18 protein-coding genes are annotated in these 17,340 nt (G+C 43.2%); 11 read left to right on the top strand and 7 right to left on the bottom strand.

Going from position 1 to position 17,340, the window contains the following annotated elements; all coding sequences use genetic code 11:
• The first annotated feature begins 308 nt into the window (after nucleotides 1-308).
• From ccmA to BM528_RS04290, 10 genes are all read left to right on the top strand, one after another.
• Nucleotides 309-932, top strand: coding sequence for a cytochrome c biogenesis heme-transporting ATPase CcmA (gene ccmA / locus BM528_RS04245; protein WP_071981152.1), 624 nt, complete (start codon nucleotides 309-311; stop codon nucleotides 930-932).
• Complete coding sequence (gene ccmB, locus BM528_RS04250; protein WP_071978809.1) at nucleotides 932-1,597, top strand: heme exporter protein CcmB; 666 nt, start codon at nucleotides 932-934, stop codon at nucleotides 1,595-1,597. Before ccmA ends, ccmB begins: the two co-directional genes overlap by 1 nt.
• Complete coding sequence (locus tag BM528_RS04255) at nucleotides 1,597-2,349, top strand: heme ABC transporter permease (protein WP_071978810.1); 753 nt, start codon at nucleotides 1,597-1,599, stop codon at nucleotides 2,347-2,349. The genes ccmB and BM528_RS04255 overlap by 1 nt, the downstream gene beginning before the upstream one ends.
• 2 nt (nucleotides 2,350-2,351) lie before the next feature.
• Complete coding sequence (gene ccmD / locus BM528_RS04260; protein WP_071978811.1) at nucleotides 2,352-2,564, top strand: heme exporter protein CcmD; 213 nt, start codon at nucleotides 2,352-2,354, stop codon at nucleotides 2,562-2,564.
• Between the two features lie 74 nt (nucleotides 2,565-2,638).
• Entirely contained in the window at nucleotides 2,639-3,160 is a 522-nt protein-coding gene (gene ccmE / locus BM528_RS04265) for a cytochrome c maturation protein CcmE (protein ID WP_071978812.1), read from the top strand.
• Entirely contained in the window at nucleotides 3,160-5,226 is a 2,067-nt protein-coding gene (locus tag BM528_RS04270) for a heme lyase CcmF/NrfE family subunit (RefSeq protein ID WP_071978813.1), read from the top strand. Before ccmE ends, BM528_RS04270 begins: the two co-directional genes overlap by 1 nt.
• Complete coding sequence (locus tag BM528_RS04275) at nucleotides 5,223-5,894, top strand: redoxin family protein (protein WP_071978814.1); 672 nt, start codon at nucleotides 5,223-5,225, stop codon at nucleotides 5,892-5,894. The genes BM528_RS04270 and BM528_RS04275 overlap by 4 nt, the downstream gene beginning before the upstream one ends.
• Entirely contained in the window at nucleotides 5,894-6,358 is a 465-nt protein-coding gene (locus tag BM528_RS04280) for a cytochrome c-type biogenesis protein (RefSeq protein WP_083595200.1), read from the top strand. Before BM528_RS04275 ends, BM528_RS04280 begins: the two co-directional genes overlap by 1 nt.
• Nucleotides 6,355-7,635: a c-type cytochrome biogenesis protein CcmI gene (gene ccmI / locus BM528_RS04285; protein WP_071978815.1), complete on the top strand. Its 1,281-nt coding sequence runs from the start codon at nucleotides 6,355-6,357 to the stop codon at nucleotides 7,633-7,635. The genes BM528_RS04280 and ccmI overlap by 4 nt, the downstream gene beginning before the upstream one ends.
• 2 nt (nucleotides 7,636-7,637) lie before the next feature.
• Complete coding sequence (locus BM528_RS04290) at nucleotides 7,638-8,567, top strand: MlaA family lipoprotein (RefSeq protein ID WP_071978816.1); 930 nt, start codon at nucleotides 7,638-7,640, stop codon at nucleotides 8,565-8,567.
• A gap of 155 nt (nucleotides 8,568-8,722) precedes the next feature.
• Here the strand turns inward: BM528_RS04290 and galE are convergent, their stop codons facing one another.
• From galE to BM528_RS04305, 3 genes are all read right to left on the bottom strand, one after another.
• A complete protein-coding gene (gene galE, locus BM528_RS04295; RefSeq protein ID WP_071978817.1) occupies nucleotides 8,723-9,745 on the bottom strand; it encodes a UDP-glucose 4-epimerase GalE in 1,023 nt (340 codons plus the stop codon).
• Nucleotides 9,742-10,044 (bottom strand): DUF6170 family protein, encoded by a 303-nt coding sequence (locus BM528_RS04300; RefSeq protein ID WP_071978818.1) that lies wholly within the window; start codon nucleotides 10,042-10,044, stop codon nucleotides 9,742-9,744. The genes galE and BM528_RS04300 overlap by 4 nt, the downstream gene beginning before the upstream one ends.
• 168 nt (nucleotides 10,045-10,212) lie before the next feature.
• The gene (locus BM528_RS04305; protein ID WP_071978819.1) at nucleotides 10,213-11,739 is read right to left on the bottom strand and encodes a peptide MFS transporter; all 1,527 of its coding nucleotides are present in this window, start codon (nucleotides 11,737-11,739) and stop codon (nucleotides 10,213-10,215) included.
• A 556-nt stretch (nucleotides 11,740-12,295) separates the two neighbouring features.
• Between BM528_RS04305 and galU the strand changes: the two genes are divergently transcribed.
• Nucleotides 12,296-13,186, top strand: a complete 891-nt coding sequence (gene galU / locus BM528_RS04310; RefSeq protein WP_071978820.1) for a UTP--glucose-1-phosphate uridylyltransferase GalU — start codon at nucleotides 12,296-12,298, stop codon at nucleotides 13,184-13,186.
• A 63-nt stretch (nucleotides 13,187-13,249) separates the two neighbouring features.
• On the opposite strand, the gene BM528_RS04315 is transcribed toward galU, so the two are convergent.
• The 4 genes from BM528_RS04315 to BM528_RS04335 all read right to left on the bottom strand — a co-directional run bounded on the left by BM528_RS04315 (nucleotide 13,250) and on the right by BM528_RS04335 (nucleotide 17,111).
• On the bottom strand, nucleotides 13,250-13,564 hold the full coding sequence (locus tag BM528_RS04315; protein ID WP_071978821.1) for a ComEA family DNA-binding protein: 315 nt from the start codon (nucleotides 13,562-13,564) through the stop codon (nucleotides 13,250-13,252).
• 196 nt (nucleotides 13,565-13,760) lie between these two features.
• Nucleotides 13,761-14,768, bottom strand: a complete 1,008-nt coding sequence (locus tag BM528_RS04320; RefSeq protein WP_071978822.1) for an isocitrate dehydrogenase — start codon at nucleotides 14,766-14,768, stop codon at nucleotides 13,761-13,763.
• Between the two features lie 294 nt (nucleotides 14,769-15,062).
• Nucleotides 15,063-16,730, bottom strand: coding sequence for a hypothetical protein (locus BM528_RS04330; RefSeq protein ID WP_071978824.1), 1,668 nt, complete (start codon nucleotides 16,728-16,730; stop codon nucleotides 15,063-15,065).
• 6 nt (nucleotides 16,731-16,736) lie between these two features.
• Nucleotides 16,737-17,111 carry a DUF3192 domain-containing protein gene (locus BM528_RS04335; RefSeq protein ID WP_071978825.1) on the bottom strand — a complete coding sequence of 125 codons (375 nt, stop codon included), beginning with the start codon at nucleotides 17,109-17,111 and terminating at the stop codon, nucleotides 16,737-16,739.
• Nucleotides 17,112-17,340: the final 229 nt, after the last annotated feature.

Consider the following 17,340-nt stretch of genomic DNA (forward strand, 5'->3'; position numbering starts at 1 on the left):
ATTAAAGCAGGCCTTTAGTTTTTTAGATATCTTTTGCGATGAGTTTAGTGATGATTTTAGCTATGACTTTAGCCATGTATTTATCCATCTATACATCCACCTCACGCCCTAGTTATATCTGTTCACTTTTATCCGCCTAAATGCACAGGTGAAACCTATATTTAGTGGGCTAAGAGCTTAATTTTTTATTAGAAATACCTTTGAAGTAAATCATATTTAATTGATATTCGCGACTGCGAAAAAGTCATCCTGTGATAAACTATGGCCATTTTTTAAAGACCTATTTTGTGACTAAGGCTGGCTTAGTAGTGCTAGAAGCATGTGAAATAACTTGCATCAAAAGAGATAGAACCTTGTTCGAGGGTATTTCTTTGTCGGTAGATGCCGGAGATCTTCTTTACTTGCGAGGGCCAAATGGCGCGGGTAAGACAAGTTTGCTGCGAATTTTAACAGGACTGAGTGCACCTGACTCGGGGACTGTACGATTTAATTCTGTAGACATTGCCGTAAATGCATCTGCGTATTTGTCAAACTTGGTGTATTTAGGCCACAAAAGCGGTACAAACGGCAGCCTGTCTGCCATAGATAATTTGAAGTTCTGGCTTGCGCAACACAGTACTAATGTGAATGACGATGCACTTTATGAAACGTTAGCGCGCATAGGGTTGGTAGGGCTTGAAGATGTTCCTGTGCGTTATCTATCAGCAGGACAGCAACGTCGAGTTGCACTCTCTCGATTGTGGTTAAAAAAAGCGAGTGTGTGGGTTCTGGATGAGCCTTTTACTGCCCTCGATACAAAAGGCGTAGCACTACTTGAACAATTTATGAAACATCATGTTGAAAACGGTGGGGTTGTTATAACGACCTCTCACCAAGCTTTGTCTGAAGAAGCGGGCAGGTACAGAGTATTCGATTTGGAGTATCGATTTTAATGTCGTTATACCAAGGCATTTTTGTCAGAGATATGCACATAGCGTTTAAGCAAAAAGCGGAGCTGGTTCAGCCGATCATGTTTTTGCTGATGGTAGTTACTTTGTTTCCACTAGGGGTTAGCCCATCGCCAGATACGTTGCAGAGGATTGGTGCTGGAGTACTGTGGATTGCTGCGATTTTGTCTTCGCTCATGGCAATGGAGCGTATGTTTCGCGATGATTTTCAAGATGGCACCATGGAGCAATACGTGCTTTCTGGTATGTCTTTGGCTGGCATCAGCGCAGTGAAAGTATGTGCACACTGGTTAGTGAGCTTTGTTCCTATGCTTGTGCTCTCACCTCTATTGGCGATGTTTTTAAATTTAACATTTGATATGTATGTGGCGCTTATTATTACTTTGTTACTAGGCACGCCTTTGCTGTCATTTATTGGCGCCATTGCGGTTGGTTTAACAGTAGGACTGCAGAAAGGTGGGGTATTGTTGGCTCTGTTGCTAATTCCCGTTTTTATTCCGTTACTAATTTTTGCCACATCTGCTGTGGAATCTGCCGCACTGCAATTACCTTATTACCCGCAAATTGCTATTATTGCCGCCATGCTATTGCTCTCTGCTGCAATAGCGCCTTTTGCGATAGCGTATTCTTTAAAAGTGAGTCAAAACTGATGTGGAAGTGGTTACATCCTTACGCAAAAACTGAGCGAGCTTATCAGCTTTGCATAACGTTACAGCCTTGGTTTTGGGCTGGTGCGTGTATTTGTCTTGTTGTTGGAACTGTATGGGGGCTTGCTTTCGCTCCGCAAGACTATCAGCAGGGTGATTCCTTTCGTATTATTTATATCCACGTGCCAAGCGCTATTTTGTCCATGGGCACGTATGTAGCTATGGCGGTGGCCGCGCTCGTAGGTATGGTATGGCAGTGGCGTACCGCATATATGACTATGATAGCCATAGCCCCTATTGGCGCTGTAATGACGTTTGTCGCACTTTTTACTGGAGCTGCATGGGGTAAACCTATGTGGGGCGCTTGGTGGGTGTGGGACGCTCGATTGACTTCTGAACTAATTTTATTGTTTTTGTATATTGGCGTAATTGCTTTGTATGGCGCTTTTGAGGACAAACAGCAGGCTGGCAAGGCCGCAGGTGTCATGGCGTTGGTGGGCGTTGTCAATATCCCTATTATTCATTATTCCGTTGAATGGTGGAATACGCTTCACCAGGGAGCGACGATAAGTAAATTTGATAACCCATCCATAGCACCGGAAATGCTTTGGCCGCTACTTATTAACTTATTGGGCTTTGCTCTTTTTATAGGTGCAGTAACAACAATTCGATTACGCAATGAAATTGTACTGCGAGAACTACACCGTCCTTGGGTACAAGCGCTCGCTCAACAGCGATTAGAAAAGGAGGCTTAAAAATGCAGTTTGACTCCTTTGCTAGCTTTATCGCCATGGGCGGCTACGCGTTTTACGTTTGGATATCGTTTTTTATTACCTTTGGAGCTATGGCCGTGATTGCGGTGCAAAGCTACCTCAAACAAAAAACACTGCTTAGAACAGTGATCAAAGAGCGAGATCGCAGAGCGCGTATTCAAAGAGCGCATAAAAGCGCGCAGAATAAAATCGACTAAGTCAGTAGCGTCGACGAGACGCGGATTGTGATTAATATTTTTCCATTTTCTATATATCGAAGTGAGATAGTTGAATGAACCCAAGACGTAAGCAGCGTTTAGCTGTAGTCGCTACAATCGGCCTTTTAGTTGCCAGTGCAATTGGGCTGATGCTTTACGCATTGAATGACAGTATCGACCTGTTTTACACACCAAGCGAAATCATTGAGGGTAAAAACGGACAAAAACCACAGGTAGGTCAGCGCCTACGGATAGGCGGAATGGTAGTGCCAGGTAGCGTAAGTCGCGATCCTGAAAGCCTTGCCGTAAGTTTCGATTTGGTAGATACAGGGCCAACTGTTACGGTGACATTTACAGGAATTTTGCCGGATCTGTTTCGTGAGGGGCAGGGAATTGTTGCTACAGGTGTACTCACTGAAAAAAGACAGATTAACGCCCAAGAAGTCCTCGCTAAACACGATGAAGAATATATGCCGCCGGAATTGGCTGAAAAAATGAAAGGGATTAAACACGTTAAGCCAACTGAGAACTTAGGCTATAACTCGGCGACCAATGAGGCTAGCAGTTCGGCAGGTAAAAACGGAGGGCTGTATTAATGATCCCTGAAATTGGTAACATTGCCCTGACATTAGCCTTAGTACTGTCTATTTTATTGGCTGTATATCCGTTATGGGGAGCTCATCGTCAACATGAAACTCTTATGGCAACAGCGAAACCTTTGGCCATCGGGCTCTTCGTTTTTACACTTATTGCCTATGTGTGTTTAACGTACGCATTTGTTACCGATGACTTCAGCGTGGCCTACGTTGCACAGCATTCAAACAGCAAGCTGCCTATATATTACAAAATTACCGCTGTGTGGGGCGGCCATGAAGGCTCATTTTTATTATGGGTGCTAATGCTTTCTTTATGGACGGTAGCTGTAGCCATTTTTAGCCGAGGGATCCCTTTGGCGATGGTCGCACGAGTTCTTTCTGTGCTGGGAATGATCGGCATTGGGTTTTATTTGTTTATGCTGCTGACATCAAATCCCTTTGACAGCATGCTGCCATTTTTCCCTGTTGATGGGCGGGATTTGAATCCGCTGCTGCAAGACTTTGGCATGATCATTCACCCTCCAATGCTTTACATGGGCTACGTTGGGTTTTCGGTGGCGTTTGCATTTGCTATATCAGCGCTAATATCAGGGCAGTTAGATTCAACCTGGGCCAGGTGGTCTCGGCCATGGGTTATCGCGGCTTGGGCATTTCTTACCGTAGGTATTGCCCTTGGTAGCTGGTGGGCCTATTACGAACTTGGCTGGGGAGGCTGGTGGTTTTGGGACCCGGTAGAAAATGCCTCATTCATGCCTTGGCTGGTAGGAACGGCACTAATGCATTCTCTTGCTGTAACTGAAAAGCGAAAAGCATTTAAATCATGGACAGTGTTGCTCGCGATAGCAGCTTTTAGCATGAGTTTACTGGGAACCTTCTTAGTGCGTTCTGGGGTGATTGTATCGGTGCATTCTTTTGCCAGCGATCCTACTCGAGGCCTATTTATCTTGGGGATCCTTATTGTGCTCAGTGGCTTTGGCTTATTACTGTATGCCATGCGAGCTGCGTCACTTAAAAGTCCGGGCCGATACCAAGCGTTTTCGCGCGAAGTATTGCTCATGGGGAACAATGTCTTCTTGTGCGCCGCTACCCTTGTTGTGCTGCTAGGGACATTATTTCCTCTAGTTCACAAAGAGTTAGGTTTAGGTAGCATTTCCGTTGGAGCGCCGTTTTTCAACCAAATGTTTACACTTCTGATTGTACCTTTTGTACTTATGCTTGGCCTTGGGCCATTAACTCGATGGAAGCATCAAAAGGCAGGTGATTTAAAGAAACAGCTTCTCATTTCATCAGGTATTGCGTTAAGCGCTGGCGTGCTTGTGAATTTTGCCTATGACACGCCAACCTATATGGGCGTGCTCGGAATGGTGCTGGTATTTTGGATATTGGTTATGACAGTGCAAGAGGTTATTCAAAGGGTGTCGTCTATGCCCAATGAGAGTGGCACACTTCACTCACTTAAGAAATTAACACCCAGCCACTGGGGCATGGTGTTAGGCCATGTTGGCTTTGCTATTTCTATTATTGGTATAACGCTTGTCTCTAATTATGAGCTAGAGCGGGATATCAGGATGGACGTGGGTGAAACAGTAAGTTTAGGTGATTACGACTTCACCTTTACTGATGTTAAGCGCGCGGATGGTCCAAACTACAATGCCGATGCAGGGGTTTTTGACGTTTATAAGGATGGCGAAAAAGTGGTAAGGCTAGAGCCAGAGAAACGACTTTATACCGTTCAGCGTATGCCAATGACGGAAGCAGCAATTCATTCTACGATAACACGAGATGTGTTTATCGCTATGGGAGAACCTCTTGATAATGGTGCCTGGGCAATTCGAATTTACATCAAGCCTTTTGTTGTCTGGCTATGGGCAGGCGCGGTCGTGATGGCGTTAGGTGGTGTTTTTTCTATTAGCGATAAACGCTATAGGATCGCAAAAGTGCAAAAGGTTAAAAACGCGCTGAAAAATGTAAAAGTGTCTAGTGCGGGTACTTCGCACTCATCGGCATCTTCACACAACGCTGCTACTAATACGCCTGCTAATGAGAAAAGTGGTGGACCTTTATGAAAAATGCCCGTTTAGTTGTAATACCTCTCGTACTTTTTTTGCTTTTGGCTGTGTTTCTATTCAAAGGATTATTCTCAGATCCAAGAGAGCTTGATTCACAAGTACAAGACAAAATGCTGCCTGAGTTTTCGTTACCGGATTTGATGCAGCCTGATGTTATCTACACTCCCGATAGTCTTAAAGGTAAGGTGACGCTGTTAAATGTATGGGGCGTTTGGTGCGTTACGTGTGCCGTGGAGATGCCTTATCTTACTCAATTAAAAAATGAGCAGGGTGTTCACATAGTAGGGTTGTATTTCGATCAAGATTTAGACCCCGACTTTGGAACTAAAACTTTAAATCGTGTTCAACAAGAAGTCACATCGATGTTGAGTCGCTATGGTAACCCCTATGCATTTAATATATTTGATGTTTATCGTGATACCTCATTGGATTTAGGCGTAACAGGGGCGCCTGAGCACTTTGTTATCGATACAAATGGAGTAATTCGCATGCATTATATCGGCGATATAAATGAACGCGTTTGGCGCAACAAAGTGGGGCCGCTTTACAATAAATTGGTCGCTGAAGCGTCTACTGCTGGGCTTAAAACGGGCACTGAAAAAAGTGCAAGCGCCGATAATGGCATTGATGCCTCTTTGAATAGCACAAGGGATGCGGTGAAATAATGAAGCACTTTTTTATCACGGCGCTAAAAATCATCGCGGTGGGAGTTTTTTTACTCACTGGAAAAGCTTACTCAGCACAGGACAATTTTTCCTTCGATACGCCAGAGCAGCGCGCTGTTTTTCTTGAGCTCACCGCAGAGCTTCGTTGCCCAATGTGTCAAAACCAAAATATTGCTGATAGCGACGCCATGATTGCACACGATATGCGGCGCAAAGTGTATAGCCTTCTAAAGCAGGGTAAGACTGAAGCTGAGGTCATTGATTATATGAAGGCGCGGTATGGTGATTTCGTTCATTATCAGCCCCCCGTTACTATTGCTACCCTATGGTTGTGGGCAATTCCAGTACTTTTTGTGTTTATAGCCATGATATTTATTGTTAAGCGAAAATCAAATCAACCGCCACAAGATATGGCAGCAAAATTAGCGAAAGCCGATGAAATGTTGGAGCAAGATAAAGAATGAGTTGGGCTGAGTTTTATTTAATAGTTTCTGGGCTGATTACGCTTGTTCTTTTAATTGTTGCCTTTCCATTTTTACGCAACAAAAAACACGCAAAGCAAGATAGCTTAAGTAATACGCAAATTATTAGGCAACGCCTTGTTGAACTGGAGCGGGAAGTTAAAGAAGGGCTAATAAGCGAAATAGATAAGCGCCAAGCAGTTGATGAACTCAAAGTAGCGCTAGTCGACGAAAGCGCATTTGAATCGAAAAAAACAGGAACGGCCCCTCTTGTATTGTTAGTGGGTGGTGTTATTGCGCTTATTTGCGGTGGTATTGTCTACTCTCAAGTTAATCAAATGTCGCAAGTAAAGCGCTCTACAGATGCCATTGCTGCTCTTCCTCAACTAAGCGAGCAGTTGGCTACTGGCAATGCCAACAACCTGACTCAACAAGATATTGCTGATTTAGCATTAGCTATTCGTCAGCGGCTTCGTGAAGACCCTCAGGACGATACAGGGTGGATGTATTTGGGAAGACTTCTGCTCAGTATTGGTCAAGAAGTACAGGCAATTGAAGCTATCGATAAAGCGACCAAGCTGGCTCCTAAAAATAGCGCACACAAAGTCACACTCGCACAGGCGCTTATGACGACTGGAGATGTGAATAATCTTCAACGGGCGCAGTCTATACTCAGCGGCCTACTAGCAAATACCCCCGGTAATGATAATTTAGCATTAATGATGGCGGTAGTATCAGCTCAAGTAGGTGATGTGGAACAAACCAAGCGTTATTACGAGCAGGTAAAAGATAAGCTTCCTGCCGATAGCGACATGACGAAGCGATTGACATCACGCATAGACGAACTAGAGGGGCGTGCAAACGAAGTTGCCAAACTGAGTGATGCCAGTTCAAACTCTGAAGCTACTGCTGCATCTGAACAGGTAAGCGAGACCGGCTTCTTAATTAACATCGAACTATCTGAGGCGGCAAAGCAAGCAGCTCCAAAGGAAGGTTTTCTTATTGTATTTGCTCAGGATGCTTTATCTGAAAATAGAATGCCCGCTGCCGTAGTGAAAATGCCGATAGGCACACTGCCTACATCAGTTACTTTGACCAATAAAAATGCAATGATGCCTCAATACAATATTACTTCTCTCTCACAGGTCAATGTTACCGCAAGACTCTCTATCGATGGCGATGTGTCTGTCTCAGAAGGCGAGTGGCAGGGTAGTGCATCAGCGCAGGTATTAGAAGGGCAGACGCCTGAGTTAACAGTTATCATAAATAAGGAATTGTAGTAATGGATATAACCAGATATCTGGTGGCTGGCGCTTTTGTTGTTAGTAGCCTTCTAAGCGGATGTGCATCTAATAATGCGTCAGAACAGACATCTCAAGTAGCATCAAACAGCGCTGCAATAGATTCATCAGACCCTCGCGACCCGTTGGAGCCGATAAACCGTTTAATGTGGGACTTTAATTGGGAAGTTCTTGATGCCTATTTTGTGCGTCCTTTGACTGTTGGCTATGTAACCGTCATGCCTCAGTTTGCGAGAACTGGATTGCTGAATGCCTCAAGGAACTTACAAGAGCCTGCTAACTTTATGAACAATGTATTGCAAGGGAAGGTAGACGACGGTTTAGATAGCATAGCCCGTTTTTTATTAAACTCTACCATTGGCTTGTTTGGTACTATCGACGTCGCAACAGACATCGGCATAGCGCGAAAAGATGAGGAGTTTGGAGAAACCTTAGGAACATGGGGCGTAGAAACAGGTCCATTTGCCATGCTGCCTGTGTTAGGCCCCAACGATCCGAGAAGTTTTGCCGGTCAATTTGTTGATGGCACGGTTTATCCTATGGCGGTTATCGCTAGCAACTTTTTTATCGCTCGCTATGTGGTTTCTCTAGTTGAGACTCGTGCTCAATTAATGGACCAAGAGGCTCAACTTGAGCAATCTGTAGATGACTATGCTTTCGTTAAAAACGCTTATTTTGAAAACTTAGCGTTTCGCGTAACCGATGGTAAAAGTGGCGATAAAGCCATTGATGAACAGCAGCTTGATGATTTTGCTGACTTCGAGGCCATGTTAGAAGACTCCAGCTTTGAAGACTTTGATTATGAAGAAGAACAAAGCGACGAGCCCGAAGATGATAAAGAGATTAAGAAAGATAAAAATCCAAAGGATGACAAAAGCCAATCTTCAGATAATGATCAAATTGAGTACTGATAAATGAGGTCAAAGCTTTAGTGTTTTGACGCCTCTTTGCTAAAAACGCCGAGAGAAAAAACGCAGAGAGAAAAAATGTAGAGAGAAAAAACGTAATAGTTAATGAAAAAAACCATGCGAGAGCATGGTTTTTTCAACATTTAGCGAAAGCTAACTCAGTCCTTAGGATAACCCATGGGGTTTTGAGACTGCCAATTCCATGTATCGGCACACATATCTTCTAATCCTTTTTCAGCGTGCCAGTTAAGCTCTTTGGCAGCTTTAGTAGGGTCTGCATAGCACGCGGCAACATCTCCGCTGCGTCTTGGTGCAATTTTGTAAGAAACGGTTTTACCAGACCCTTTTTCAAAGGCGGCTATCATTTCAAGCACTGAATAACCCTGGCCTGTACCTAAATTGTATTTATCTAAGCCCATGTTTAGCGATAAGCGGTCAAGAGCTTTTAAATGACCATTGGCCAAATCAACAACATGGATATAATCTCTCACACCGGTGCCATCTTTGGTGTCATAGTCATCGCCGAACACGCTTAACTGCTGAAGTTTGCCCGTTGCTACTTGCGATATGTAAGGCATTAAATTGTTAGGAATACCATTAGGATCCTCTCCAATCTGCCCTGATTTGTGCGCACCTACGGGGTTGAAGTAGCGCAGTAATACGATATTCCATTCGTTATCTGAGCTATACAGGTCGCTGAGCATGTGCTCAACCATAAGTTTTGACATACCGTAGGGGTTAGTTGGATGCCCTGTGGACATATGCTCGCTTAGAGGCAAAGAAGCGGGATCTCCGTATACGGTAGCAGAAGAACTAAATACTATATTCTTAACACCATGTTTTTGCATGGCTTTACACAAAGTGAGCGTGCCATAAACATTATTTTCATAATAAGACAGTGGTTTGGCTACAGACTCTCCAACAGCCTTTAAACCAGCAAAGTGTATGACGGCAAAAATACTGTGCTCGCTGAAAATATCATCTAAAACTGCTGTGTCGCGAATATCGCCTTGCACGAAAGTTACTGACTTCCCGGTAAGCCCCTCAACACGTCTAAGTGACTCGGGGCTGGCGTTACACAGGTTGTCGAGTACAACAACAGAATAATCTTGTTCGAGCAACTGTAAAACGGTGTGGCTACCAATGTAACCTGCACCGCCCGTGACTAAGATGGTTTTCATTCATTCTCCTTGTTTGAAGGTTGCGCTATGTATTTAGCACATAAGGAATACTGTATAGGTTTTATGACCAGTGGATAAAATAAAAATACCACAAATGCCCACAGTAGCGACGTCCAATTTGTTGCTGTTTGAAGGATAAATGCAAATACCGGTACTATGACGAGTAATTTTAGAACATTGAGCAGTGTTTTTTCAGGAACAGAAAGTCGCTTAGAGGCTTGCTCGAGCAAACGTGCTCGTTCAGCTAAAGGTAAACCTTTCAATGCTGGGATGTTGCGTGTAGAAAAATAAAACGTCATTACGTACTCTCAGTAAAAATTTACTTTCAATAAAAAACCGCCGAAACACAACTGTTACGGCGGTTATTGTAGGGCAATCTTTAGGTAGTTAAAACAGCGTTAGCATAAAACTGTTTTAACCCAAAGTTCTGCTAACCTAAGGTTATGTAACCAAAACCAAGCCTAGTCTTAAACTTCGGCTTTATTTTCAATGCCCGCTTTCTCCCAAAAGCGTGACTTAACGCTTAGAAGCGCAATGACAATCCCTACTGCAATGCTAAACAAGGCGATTTGTAAGTAGAGGTTAGGCATTTCTTGGACATTTTCCGGATCGAAATTACCAGAAAGAAGACCCGCAATGATGTTACCAATTGAATAGGTAAGTACGAATACACCCATCATTTGTCCTGCAAATCGCTTAGGCGAGAGCTTGCTTACCGCGCTTAATGCCACGGGGCTTAAGCATAGCTCGCCTACTGTATGTAGAAAGTAGGTTGTTACCAACCACATAGGCGCTACTTTGAGACCTTGTGCTGCATACTGCGATGCCATAAACATAACTAAGAAGCCTGAAGCCATAATAATGATACCCACGGCACATTTGATGGTGTAAGACGGGTCAATCATACGCTTGGCAAGGTTGATCCAAAGCGCGGCAAAAAATGGCGATAGTATGATGATAAATAATGAATTTGATAGCTGGAACCAAACCGTAGGTATGGCAGACATACCAAACCAAGAGGTAAGGAACGAACCATCACTCAACACACGATCGGTATAATTTTGGGCAAATAAATTAAGCGAAGAGCCTGCTTGTTCAAAACCAGACCAAAAGCACGCTGAGGCAACACAAACAAGGAAAAGAGCCCACATGCGTCTTTTTTCGTTCTCTGATAGTTCACCTTTAAAATAAATAAAGCCGAAGTATAAAAAGAATATAGCGGTGAAAAATATTGCGACTTTTTGTGCAAGGGCAACGGGCTCAATAATTATAGTTCCCATATGAGCCATAATGATTACAGCAATGGCAGCTGCAACAACCACAAGCACGCCTGTCCAAGCGCGCTTTCTCGCTACGCCTTGATAGGCATTTGCAGGTGCAACTGATTCTGCAGAAAGTGTGCGATTTGAGAAATAATATTGAATAAGGCCAATCGCCATACCTACGGCGGCAGCACCGAAGGCGTAGTGCCATCCCCAGTTTTCTTGAAGATAACCGGTAACGAGATAGGCAATTAAAGAACCGATGTTAATACCCATATAATAAAGGGCATAGCCACTGTCGCGACGACCATCGTTTTCACCATATTGCTGCCCAACCATGGCAGAAATATTAGGCTTTAATAGCCCAGTACCTGATGCCACTAAGATAAGACCAACGAAGAATAGGTTCTGTAAATCAATAGCAAGTACAACATGCCCTGCAAAGATAATTAGGCCGCCGTACCATACAGCTTGCTTACCGCCGATAAGTCTGTCAGCTAACCAACCACCGGGTAATCCAAGAAAGTAAACGGCACCGGTATATAAGCCATAAATAGCACCTGCTGTCGCTACGGTGAACCCAAGCCCCTGGGTTTGAAGACTTGCGGTCATAAATAGTACGAGCAGAGCACGCATACCGTAGTAACTCATGCGTTCCCACATTTCAGTGAAGAATAGCGTTCTCAGGCCCCCTGGATGACCAAAAAAGCTTGTATCAATAGATGGTTTCATAATTATTTTTTAATTCCACATTGCTTATGGTTGTTATTGTAGAGCTCTCTGTCGGTTGGCTCTTTGATAATGGTCCGAATACGGATAACTTCTTATACTAGAGCTAGGCATAAGACACAAGATTATGCGTATAAAGAACTAAGCTTAGGTGTCAACCGACCAAGTTTTGAGCAAGCTTACTGAAAAATCATTTATCGTAAGCGAGGTAATATGCTTGAATTGTCGGGCTACGCTTTTTGCTCAAAGTTTTAAAAATACTTTAAGATTTTTTGGCGGTCATCATTAAAGGTTAAAAAAGTCAGTGTTTACTGGAAAGACGTAAGTATATTACCTTTCACCATCTTGGTGCGTGTTATACCATTACAACCCCAATATGGTGCTTAAAAGAGACAGAATTTAAAGCTTTGCTCGTAGAAAGGTCATCTATGCGCAAAGTTAGTTAATTGGAACATCGATTGCATTGTTTCGAAAAGTGCACGCATTTTTTCGAAACGCAAATCCGCTAAACGGACTTGCAGCGATTGCGTCGAGGAATTTGAACAAAAGGATAGAGACTATGAGCCAGGTAAAAAAAGCTGTTATTCCGGTAGCAGGACTAGGAACGCGGATGCTTCCAGCAACAAAAGCAATCCCAAAGGAAATGCTACCCGTTGTAGATAAGCCACTTATTCAATATGTTGTGAGTGAATGTGTCGCTGCAGGGCTAAAAGAGATTATTCTTGTTACCCACGCGAGTAAGAACAGTATAGAAAACCACTTTGATACCTCTTTCGAACTTGAGGCTACATTGGAAGCACGGGTTAAGAGACAGTTGCTTGAAGAAGTTCAATCTATCTGTCCCAAAGACGTAACAATAATGCACATCCGTCAAGGCGTAGCAAACGGTCTTGGGCATGCTGTCTTGTGTGCTCGCCCCCTTATTGGTGATGCGCCTTTCGCCGTTGTGTTACCTGACGTTATTATTGATGATGCTGCCTGCAATCCGAAAAAAGACAATCTTGCCGACATGGTTGCTAAGTTTAATACGAGCAGAGTTAGTCAGGTTATGGTAGAGCAAGTAGCGCAGGAAGATGTATCTAAGTTTGGTATTGCAGACCTTGATGGGGCAGCTATTACTCAAGGTGAATCTGCTAAGATTCACAAAATGGTAGAAAAACCACCTCTAGATGAAGCTCCATCAGATTTAGCTGTTGTGGGTCGTTATGTGCTATCGGAGAAAATTTGGGATCTACTCGAATTTACCCCTCCTGGTGCAGGTGGGGAAGTGCAGCTTACCGATGCTATCGATGCCCTTATGAATTTAGAGCAGGTTGATGCTTACTACATGAAAGGCAAAAGCCACGACTGCGGAAGTAAACTTGGCTACATGAAGGCTAATGTGGAGTACGCATTGCGTCACCCTTCATTAGGCGAAGAGTTCAAAGAGTTTTTAGCTACAATAAAGTAGTTGGATTCTAAAACATAAAAATGCGCCCATGAAAAGGCGCATTTTTTATGTCAACGAAACGTCTCATTTAACCACAACTAAATCATTTATCTTCGCTAGCATCTTACTACCAATCCCTTTGACTTCAGTCAGTTGCGCCACTTCCAAAAAAGGCCCTACCTGCTCACGATAGCTAATAATCGCCTTCGCTTTTGATATGCCTACACCAGGCAGGGTTTGCAGTTCTGCTAAAGTCGCGAGGTTTAAATCTATTTTGTTGCCTATTGAAACGCTACTTGTAGAAGAAACCGGATCAGTTTTAGCGACTTCTGCCTGTGCTAAAGGTGTTTGTAAAGCAATTGCGGCGAGTAATATTAAGCTTGAGAGTTGTTTTTTCATCATCATTCCTTGTTTTTAGCGATATGCACCATTTGCATATCTTTTGTACGCTGTGTGTACAACAACGAATGTTACGAGATTAATGACAGAGGGGTAGTCCAGTTTTAGTACAGTTTTACTGCCTTCTTAAAACGAGGAGGTGGTGACGGGTAAAAAAATAGCGGGCAATGCCCGCTATTTTTAATTCAGTGAGAATTTATAGGCGCTCGATTAAAGCGTCTGTAAATTCAATAGTACCGGCTTCACCGCCAAGGTCGCGAGTAGTGCGGTCGCCACTTTCAATAACGTCTTTAAGCGCCGTGCGAATTTTTTCAGCTTTGTCACTCATATTTAAGTACTCAAGCATTTGCGCAGCGGCCAAGATGACTGACGTTGGGTTTGCAAGATTTTTTCCTGCAATATCAGGTGCCGAACCATGAACTGCCTCAAAAATAGCGCAGTCTTCGCCAATATTCGCGCCTGGGGCCATACCTAATCCGCCAACGAGACCTGCACATAGGTCAGAAAGAATGTCGCCAAATAGGTTGGTCGTTACGATTACGTCGAATTGGTGAGGGTTCATTACAAGCTGCATACAGCAGTTGTCTACAATCATTTCAGCCGACTCAATGTCAGGGTAACGCTCGCCAACTTCGCGCGCTACTTTAAGGAACAGACCAGATGTCGATTTTAGGATGTTTGCTTTATGAACAGCAGTTACTTTCTTTCTACCTTCACGGCGAGCAAGTTCGTAGGCGAAAGTAACAATTTTCTCTGCACCTTCGCGAGTTATCTTACTCATAGCTTCTGCTTCGTTGCCGTCTTCAGATACCACTTGTCCAAGACCAGAGTACATGCCTTGGGTGTTTTCACGTACTGTAATGATGTCGATATCTTCATAGCGTGCCTTGGTGCCCTTAAAAGAAATAACAGGGCGAAGGTTTGCATACAGCTTAAACTGTTTGCGAAGGCTAACGTTAATAGAAGTAAATCCCTCGCCTACTGGGGTAGTCAAAGGGCCTTTAAGTGCCACTTTATTTTTTGCGATAAGATCGAGTGTCTCTTGTGGTAACAACTCGCCATGCTCTTCTAATGCAACTAAACCTGCGTCGGCATACTCGTAAACGAAGTCACAGCCAACTTTATCTAAAATTTTTGTGGTTGCATCTATGATGTCTGGGCCAATGCCGTCACCGCGGATGACGGTAATGTGTTGCTGAGTCATGATGAGAGATCCTCTGGTAATTCTGTTGTCTAAATCGTTAGGTTTTTATTGCACTGCTTTATTGCTGCTGGCACAACACGCCATCGCTTGCCTGCCTATTATTAAACTGAAAAACGTAGGGATTATTTATGTTGAGCAGTGCAAAAGTTCGCGTATTTTATACGATACAGGGCGTAAGTTATAGCCATTCGTAAATATAAATTAAGCGGTGTGAGTAATAACTATTGTCGCTCCATGGCGTAAGACAGCATTGTTGTATAAAGAGCGTGAGTTATAAGTTCATAATTAGAATCTTCAGTGGGGAAGAGGGCAGTAAAATTGCTCCCGATGTTCATCAATAATTCGTGATAAATCTGAAGGTGAAAGCGAAAGCACAGACAACCAAGGGGCAATTTCTTTATCAACGCCGTTGAGCGCGTTGTAGTCGTTAAAAAGGCAGGTTTTAGCAAGATAAAACGCAGACAATATTATGGCGTGCTCCTTTCTTAATGATTTAGGTACTTTGTCATTTGTCTTATTGCAGTGATGCAACAAAGCACGCCAAGTAGAGCTCTGATGCCAGTTTCCCGACAGTTCTCCCGCTATAGAAAGCCATGTGGATGAGGAGGCTATTTTAAATGTGGTGTTAATGGAGAACTTCGCCGTTTCTCGAATTTGTAATCTGGTCATCACTTTTAGTTCTGGCTGCGTAAAAAGTGGCGAGCATACAAATGTCATGGTCAGCGCTGCAGATTGTGGCGAAAACTTTGTTTTTGTTAGCGATGAAAGTTTACTAGCAAATGCGCTCGCCAATAAGGTGAAATGCTTACATGTTTCTACAAGAGGATATTTGTGCTGCGTTAGCCGTTCCATCAAAGCAAATTGAATAAGCATATCTCCCACGCGCTCAGTGCCATAAGTGAGTACTGCTTGTTTGATACTCTTAACTGGTAGTTTAAGGCGATTATCTTGGCTGGCCGTATAAACTAAAAAGTTATTGAAAGAAGGCACTCGCTCGATTTTTTCGCAAAGCGATGGTATGTCGATGTCCCTTTTTTGCAGTTCATCAATAATGTGTAACAAAGGTGTCGGAGGTTTCTGAATTCCATATGTCGAAGGGAAAAAGCCTTGCCCTCCTGTCGCAACTCTATCCGCTGCGGTTTTATAGTAAACAGCAATAAACTCATCAAGCTCAATATGCTGTTCAAAAGGCGCACGAATTGATGCATTTTTTATCCAAGCATTTTGAGGCTCGCTGATTTTAGAACTGCTGTTTTTAACTTGGGCGTCTCTTTTTTCCTTTGTATTTTTAGCGGTTGGGATATAAACATAGCTATGACCCTGCTTTATATCTATAACTGTGGCCGGCATGCCGTTGGCATACACTTTTGCTCCTGGTAAGGGGCGCTCGAACAGTTCAATAAGTGGCTTAACTAAATTCCGCTGATGTGTCGGAATAAGCCGAATGCATCTCAAAAATACCGCAGAGCGATGTTCTTGCTTGCAACTGCTTACTACACTAGCAAGCACACATAAACGCTGGGCACTGTTAAGCTTAATATGACTGAGAGCATGGCTGCTTTTTGTGGTAAATAAAACTCGCTGAAGACGAACTATGTCAAGCCACAGCAGTAACCCTTTTGAGCGTAAAAATTGAGTGATAGCTTTTTTACAGCTAGTTTGAGCTTTTGTGTTAGCAAGATAATTTGTTGCATAAACTGCCGCAATAATGTGCTGTAAATAATGATCGTTAAAATGATTGAGTTTGCCAAATATCGCAGTACTTATTAGGTGACTTAATTGGAATGGTAACGTGCTACTTATGGATATTGTCGCAATAGCAACGGCTGGCTCTTCATTAACTAAGGCAACAATACCTTTTGCATTTTTCAGCCATAAATTAACTTTTTCTTCAGCGCTTTCATCGCTATCTGGGGCGGTCAATAAATTGGAAAGCGGGGTTGGTATGCTGGCCTCTGCCATTATATGCTAGCTTTCTTGATAGCTAGAATAGGCACCATCTCCCCACGCTATTAGTTTGTCGTTTTCGAAAAGTAGCGGTGTGCATTCATCTTGGGTGGTTAAGCCATCTGCGCGAACATGTTGAGTTCTAAAAAACATAACTTGAATAGCATTAACGCCTTGGCGTTTGGCCTCTGTAAGATCTGGTGAGCCGAGAAGTGCTAGTACTTCTTCGCGAGTGCTGCCTAGTTTTAACTTAGTAATTTGAACACGATTGTATTCCTCTCGATCTTTCCAATCCATGTTCTCGGGCTTGTCGGGATAAAATGCAATGATCATAAAAACAAACAGTGCGTAAAGTCCAACGCCAGCAAAGATAAGCCGAATAACTTTGGTGTTCATAACCGTTACTTCTCGTCTCTTAATATATTAATCTGATAAGCCTTGGGAAAAATGCATTGAGTTCGCTTGGTTATAAAAATTAGCAAAACCTCAGTTTCTGCAGCCCAATTTCTGTTATTTGTTTTAGTCTACCTTAAAATGCGTAGGAATAATAAGTGATTATAGTTGCTACGCACCCTAAGCATAATTGAATGATAGAGCACGCTTGTAAAACTTCTACTTTGAATAA

This window comes from Alteromonas sp. RW2A1 (genome assembly GCF_001886475.1).
GTDB classification, from domain to species: Bacteria; Pseudomonadota; Gammaproteobacteria; order Enterobacterales; family Alteromonadaceae; genus Alteromonas; species Alteromonas hispanica.